The following is a 611-nucleotide window of genomic DNA, read 5'->3' as shown; positions in this document are numbered from 1 at the left end:
ATACAGTCTGGTAATGATGGCAGAGAGGTCACACCCGTTCCCATACCGAACACGGAAGTTAAGCTCTCTAGCGCCGATGGTAGTTGGGACCTTGTCCCTGTGAGAGTAGGACGTTGCCAGGCAAATGGAGGATTAGCTCAGCTGGGAGAGCACCTGCCTTACAAGCAGGGGGTCGGCGGTTCGATCCCGTCATCCTCCACCATTTAGCCGACTTAGCTCAATTGGTAGAGCAACTGACTTGTAATCAGTAGGTTGGGGGTTCAAGTCCTCTAGTCGGCACCAGTTTTAATTTTGAGAGCCATTAGCTCAGTTGGTAGAGCATCTGACTTTTAATCAGAGGGTCGAAGGTTCGAATCCTTCATGGCTCACCATTTTAATGAAATATGCGGGTGTGGCGGAATTGGCAGACGCACTAGACTTAGGATCTAGCGCCTTTGGCGTGGGGGTTCGACTCCCTTCACCCGCACTTTTAATAAAATATCTCAAACATGTCTTGCGGAAGTAGTTCAGTGGTAGAATACAACCTTGCCAAGGTTGGGGTCGCGGGTTCGAATCCCGTCTTCCGCTCCAATTTTCAATATGACATGCCGGGGTGGCGGAACAGGCAGACG

Annotated in this window: 5 tRNA genes and 1 rRNA gene; all 6 read left to right on the top strand. The window is 50.7% G+C overall.

What is annotated here, in order from left to right:
* The first annotated feature begins 6 nt into the window (after positions 1-6).
* The 6 genes from rrf to H6481_RS28380 all read left to right on the top strand — a co-directional run bounded on the left by rrf (position 7) and on the right by H6481_RS28380 (position 570).
* A 5S ribosomal RNA gene (gene rrf / locus H6481_RS28405) occupies positions 7-122 on the top strand.
* Positions 123-126: 4 nt separating this feature from the next.
* A tRNA-Val gene (locus H6481_RS28400) sits at positions 127-202 on the top strand.
* A gap of 4 nt (positions 203-206) precedes the next feature.
* Positions 207-282, top strand: a tRNA-Thr gene (locus H6481_RS28395).
* 13 nt (positions 283-295) lie between these two features.
* Positions 296-371, top strand: a tRNA-Lys gene (locus H6481_RS28390).
* A gap of 14 nt (positions 372-385) precedes the next feature.
* Positions 386-466 (top strand) — tRNA-Leu (locus H6481_RS28385).
* Positions 467-495: 29 nt separating this feature from the next.
* Positions 496-570, top strand: a tRNA-Gly gene (locus H6481_RS28380).
* The last annotated feature ends 41 nt before the right edge of the window (positions 571-611 follow it).

Origin of the sequence: Bacillus sp. ME78 (assembly GCF_903970865.1) — a bacterium.
Lineage (GTDB): Bacteria > Bacillota > Bacilli > Bacillales > Bacillaceae_G > Bacillus_A > Bacillus_A cereus.
This window is presented reverse-complemented; position numbering and strand designations above follow the sequence as displayed.